The sequence below is a fragment of the Pseudomonas sp. NBRC 111138 genome (assembly GCF_001320835.1).
GTDB lineage: Bacteria > Pseudomonadota > Gammaproteobacteria > Pseudomonadales > Pseudomonadaceae > Aquipseudomonas > Aquipseudomonas paracarnis.
Map to the genome: position 1 here is coordinate 1 of NZ_BCBO01000101.1, position 5,240 is coordinate 5,240.

Sequence of the window (5,240 nt, forward strand, 5' to 3'; positions counted from 1 at the left end):
TCTTAATTCCGCTTTTCTATCAATAAGTTAGCTTCGGCTAAAAAACAACCAGCTCTCCACTGGACTTCTATCTATATAGAAGGAAAAGCTTAAATAACACCTGCTTCCTTCAATGCAGCCACATGAGCAGCTCCCAGCCCCAGAACTCCTTGCAGCACCTGAAGCGTGTGCTCGCCCAGTAGAGGAGGCGCACTCCGGTACTCTACAGGCGTCTTGGATAAGCGTATCGGGCTCGCAACCTGAGGCACCATCCCCGCCAATGCATGAGGCAACTCCACCGCCAAGCCACGCGCCTTGACCTGAGGATCGGAAAACACCTGCGCCAGATCATTAATCGGCCCACACGGCACGCCCACTCGCTCCAGCTGCGACACCCACTCAGCGGTAGTCTTGAAGACCGTCGCCTGGCGAATCAAGGGAATCAGCTCCGCGCGATTAGCCACCCGTGCGCGATTGGTGGCGAAACGCACGTCATCCGCCCATTGTGGTTGCCCAGCGACTTCAGCGAATTTACGGAACTGCCCGTCATTGCCTACTGTGAGAATGAAATCTCCATCGGCAGTGGGGAAATCCTGATAGGGCACAATATTAGGGTGAGCGTTGCCCAGGCGCTTCGGCGGCGTCCCGGTGGTCAGGTAATTCATCGCCTGATTCGCCAGGCAAGCCACCTGCACATCCAGCAACGCCATGTCGATATGCTGCCCACCACCATCGTGATCGCGATGAGCTAGCGCAGCCAGGATAGCCACGGTCGAATAAAGCCCGGTCAAGATATCGGTCAAGGCTACGCCAACCTTTACCGGCCCGGCGCCTTCATCCCCTTCAGGCCGCCCCGTCAGGCTCATGAGCCCACCCAAACCCTGGATCATGAAGTCGTAACCGGCGCGCATCGCATAGGGGCCCGTCTGGCCAAACCCCGTGATGGAGCAGTAAATCAGCTCCGGGTTAACCTCTTTGAGGGATTCGTAGTCCAGCCCATACGCCGCAAGGCCACCCACCTTGAAGTTTTCGATCAGGATGTCCGACTTGGCAGCCAGGTCGCGTACCAACTTCTGCCCTTCCGGTCGCGTAAAGTCGATGGTCACCGACTCTTTATTACGGTTGGCCGATAGGTAGTACGCCGCCTCACTGGTGTTCTCGCCATCCGCATCCTTAAGGAAGGGAGGGCCCCAAGCGCGCGTGTCATCGCCGCTGCCCGGCCTTTCGACTTTGATCACCTCGGCCCCAAGGTCTGCAAGAATCTGCCCGGACCAAGGGCCCGCGAGTACTCTCGACAAATCCAGCACTCGCAGATGCGAAAGCGCGCCCATGCCCATGCTCCTATTAATAGAACGCTTGAAGACCGGTTTGCGCGCGCCCCAGGATCAAGGCATGCACGTCATGGGTCCCTTCATAGGTGTTGACCACTTCCAGGTTGACCAGGTGGCGTGCCACCCCGAACTCGTCAGAGATGCCGTTACCGCCCAGCATGTCCCGGGCCATGCGTGCGATGTCCAATGACTTGCCACACGAGTTACGCTTCATGATCGAAGTGATCTCCACCGCCGCCGTACCCTCATCCTTCATCCGCCCCAGGCGCAGGCAACCTTGCAGGGCCAAGGTAATCTCGGTCTGCATGTCTGCCAGCTTCTTCTGGATCAGCTGAGTGGCAGCCAATGGGCGACCAAACTGCTGGCGATCGAGTGTGTACTGGCGCGCGGTATGCCAGCAGAACTCAGCAGCCCCCAGCGCACCCCAGGAGATCCCGTACCGTGCCGAGTTAAGGCAGGTAAACGGCCCTTTCAAACCACGTACATCCGGGAAGATATTTTCTTCCGGCACAAATACGTTATCCATGACGATTTCACCGGTAATGGAAGCCCGCAACCCCACCTTGCCGTGGATAGCCGGAGCGCTCAGACCTTTCCAGCCTTTTTCCAGGACAAAGCCACGGATATCTCCCGCATCGTCTTTACCCCACACCACAAACACATCCGCAATCGGACTGTTGGTGATCCACATCTTCGCGCCGGTCAGGCTGTAGCCGCCATCCACTTTGCGTGCACGGGTAATCATCGCGCCCGGATCGGAACCATGGTTGGGCTCGGTCAGCCCAAAGCAACCGATCCATTCACCAGAGGCCAGTTTGGGCAAATACTTCTGTTTTTGCGCCTCGGTACCAAACTCATTGATCGGCACCATGACCAGGGAAGACTGCACACTCATCATCGAGCGATAGCCGGAGTCGACACGCTCGACCTCACGAGCAATCAAACCGTAGCTGACGTAGTTCAACCCGCTGCCGCCGTATTGCTCGGGGATCATTGCCCCCAGCAAACCGGTTTCGCCCATCTCACGGAAAATAGCGGGGTCTGTCTTTTCATGGCGGAAGGCTTCGAGCACACGAGGAGCCAGCTTGTCCTGCGCAAATTGCTCGGCGCTGTCACGCACCATGCGCTCTTCTTCGGTGAGCTGTTGATCCAGCAGCAGTGGATCGATCCAGTTGAAGCTTGCCTTGCCAGCCATGAATAAGTCCTCGCGAAAAAATCAGAAGTCGTGGATCCAGACTAGGCGCGGTCTGCGCAGAGGGCAAACGAGGTTTTTGCATAGGCCTGTGCTAATTTCTCACTTCGTAACACTCAAAAAGCCCGTAAATTCGCTTTATCTGTGAGGGCAATGTACATGCGCCGGAAAATCCCCAGTACCACCGCACTCATCAGCTTTGAGGCAGCAGCCCGCCATGAGAGCTTCACCAAGGCAGCAATGGAGCTTTCCATCACCCAAGGCGCGATTTGCCGACAGATCGCCAGCCTGGAGGAGTTTTTGAGTGTCGAGCTGTTTCGCCGCTCACGCCGCGGCGTGAAGCTGACGGAGGCGGGGCTGTCTTATAGCCGTAGGGTTGCAACACAGCTGGACGCCGTGGAGCGCGACACCTTGTCGGTAATGGGCCAGCAAGGCGCCAATGTGATCGAACTGGCGGTGGTGCCCACCTTCGGCACGCAGTGGCTGATCCCACGCCTGAAGGACTTTCAACATCAGCACCCGGAAGTCACGGTGAACCTGACGAACCGCACACGCCCCTTCCTGTTCGCCGATACCGAGTTCGATGCGGCGATCTACTTCGGAGATGCCGATTGGTCGGGTACGCAATCCCACAGGCTGATGGGCGAAAACCCAGTACCGGTCTGCAGCCCGCGCTTACTCGGCGACCGCACGCACTTCACCCCTCAACAGATCGCCGAGCTGCCACTGCTGCAGCAGACCACACGCCCCTACGCCTGGCGTCAATGGTTCAACGCCCAACAACTGAGCATCCCTCGCGACATGACAGGCCCTCGATACGAGCTATTCTCGATGCTGTCTCAAGCGGCCATACATGACATGGGCATCGCACTGATCCCTCCTTTCCTCATCCAGCAGGAGCTGAAGGAGCAACAATTGGTAATCGCCAGCACTGAAGCACTGACCAGCGAAAAGGCTTATTACCTGATGATTCCTGACAGAAAGGTCGAATCGGCCTCTCTGCATGCATTCAGGGACTGGCTGGTCGACCAGTCAAGACGCTACAACCCAAGTAAATGAAGGACAAAGCGCAATTACTGACTTTGTAGTCAAATAAATTAAGAGCCTACAGATGTACGTATATGTCGCATTTAAACAGACTGTACTTGTCAGCCAAAAATAAGGCTAAAAGCCATGTATTTCATGGCTCGTAGCGACTCTTACCGGTCAATGCACGACTATTCACACTGGCAATGGAAAAACGCACCGAAAACGCCTGAACGCCTTTAAAGACCTGTATTTAAAGAGGTTATTTCAGCCTGTTGCGACAATCAGTCACAGGGTGACTTGTAGTTAATTTTTCGTCACCCGTCATAATCCCTTGATGGCCGTAAAGTTCGCCTGCAAAATGCCGCGCCCCGCTGTCATTTCAGCGGGATCGTGCTGATCGGCCGCCCCAGTTGCGCCACTCGCGGTGCACTGGCCTTTTTACAAAAAGATCAAAAGCAAAAAGATCATGCAGGAGATTTGACGTGCACATTGGTGTTCCTCTCGAAACCCAGACCGGTGAAACGCGGGTGGCTGCCACCCCGGAAACCATCAAGAAGCTGATCGGCCAGGGCCATAAGGTCACTGTACAAAGCGGCGCAGGCATCAATGCCAGCATCGTCGACAGTGCCTATGAAACGGCAGGCGCTACCATTGGCAGCGCCAACGACGCATTTGGCGCCGAGCTGATTCTCAAAGTGGTTGCCCCCAGCGACAGCGAACTTGCGCTGATCAAAAGTGGCACCGTATTGGTGGGCATGCTCAATCCGTTCAGCAACGAAACCATCGCCAAGCTCGCCGAGCGCGGCATCACCGCCTTCGCCCTGGAAGCCGCGCCGCGCACGTCACGCGCTCAAAGCCTTGATGTGCTGTCTTCGCAAGCCAACATCGCCGGTTACAAGGCCGTGTTGCTGGCCGCTCATCACTACCCGCGCTTCATGCCGATGCTGATGACTGCTGCCGGCACTGTAAAAGCCGCACGCGTACTGATCCTTGGCGCCGGTGTGGCGGGCCTGCAAGCCATCGCCACGGCCAAGCGCCTGGGCGCGGTGATCGAAGCGTCCGACGTACGCCCGGCGGTTAAGGAGCAGATCGAATCTCTGGGCGCCAAGTTTGTCGACGTCCCCTACGAAACCGATGAAGAGCGTGAATGCGCCGTCGGTGTCGGTGGCTATGCGCGCCCGATGCCCAGCAGTTGGATGCAACGCCAGGCCCTGGCCGTGCACGAACGCGCCAAACAGGCCGATATCGTCATCACCACCGCCCTCATCCCGGGCCGCAAGGCGCCGACCCTGCTCAGCGCCGATACCGTGGCGCAGATGAAACCCGGCTCGGTGGTCATCGACCTCGCTGCAGCCCAAGGTGGCAACTGCCCGCTGACGGTGGCCGACCAGGTCGTGGTGGAAAACGGCGTGATCATCTGCGGCCCGACCAACCTGGCGGGCGCTGTCGCCGCCGATGCGTCGGCCTTGTATGCGCGCAACCTGCTGGACTTCCTGAAGCTGGTCTTCACCAAGGAAGGGCAGTTTGAAATCAACCTCGAAGACGACATCGTCGCCGCGTGCCTGATGTGCCGCGACGGCCAAGTCATCCGCAAAAACGCCTAAGCAGGGATTCAGACGATGGAAGAGCTTATCTCCCCCGGTATCTACAACCTGATCATCTTTGTGCTGGCGATTTATGTCGGTTATCACGTGGTCTGGAACGTAACA

General features: G+C 57.4%; 4 protein-coding genes and 1 pseudogene. 3 read left to right on the forward strand and 2 right to left on the reverse strand.

The window, feature by feature from the left end; translation table 11 throughout:
* Positions 1-89 precede the first annotated feature (89 nt).
* Positions 90-1,310 (reverse strand): CaiB/BaiF CoA-transferase family protein, encoded by a 1,221-nt coding sequence (locus APH41_RS19680; protein WP_054920883.1) that lies wholly within the window; start codon positions 1,308-1,310, stop codon positions 90-92.
* 13 nt (positions 1,311-1,323) lie between these two features.
* Entirely contained in the window at positions 1,324-2,505 is a 1,182-nt protein-coding gene (locus APH41_RS19685; protein ID WP_003187423.1) for an acyl-CoA dehydrogenase, read from the reverse strand.
* Between the two features lie 156 nt (positions 2,506-2,661).
* On the opposite strand from APH41_RS19685, the gene APH41_RS19690 reads away from it, so the two are divergent.
* The 3 genes and pseudogenes from APH41_RS19690 to APH41_RS19700 all read left to right on the forward strand — a co-directional run.
* Complete coding sequence (locus APH41_RS19690; RefSeq protein ID WP_034129262.1) at positions 2,662-3,561, forward strand: LysR family transcriptional regulator; 900 nt, start codon at positions 2,662-2,664, stop codon at positions 3,559-3,561.
* A gap of 452 nt (positions 3,562-4,013) precedes the next feature.
* Positions 4,014-5,135, forward strand: coding sequence for a Re/Si-specific NAD(P)(+) transhydrogenase subunit alpha (locus APH41_RS19695; RefSeq protein ID WP_003187419.1), 1,122 nt, complete (start codon positions 4,014-4,016; stop codon positions 5,133-5,135).
* Positions 5,136-5,150: 15 nt separating this feature from the next.
* Positions 5,151-5,240, forward strand: a pseudogene (locus APH41_RS19700) (NAD(P) transhydrogenase subunit alpha); the annotation flags it as partial.

What these genes read in the sequence shown, in the direction of transcription:
- APH41_RS19680 (WP_054920883.1), bottom strand. Translation starts at nt 1,310, where the DNA reads ATGGGCGCGCTTTCGCATCTGCGAGTGCTGGATTTGTCGAGAGTACTC.
- APH41_RS19685 (WP_003187423.1), bottom strand. Translation starts at nt 2,505, where the DNA reads ATGGCTGGCAAGGCAAGCTTCAACTGGATCGATCCACTGCTGCTGGAT.
- APH41_RS19690 (WP_034129262.1), top strand. Translation starts at nt 2,662, where the DNA reads ATGCGCCGGAAAATCCCCAGTACCACCGCACTCATCAGCTTTGAGGCA.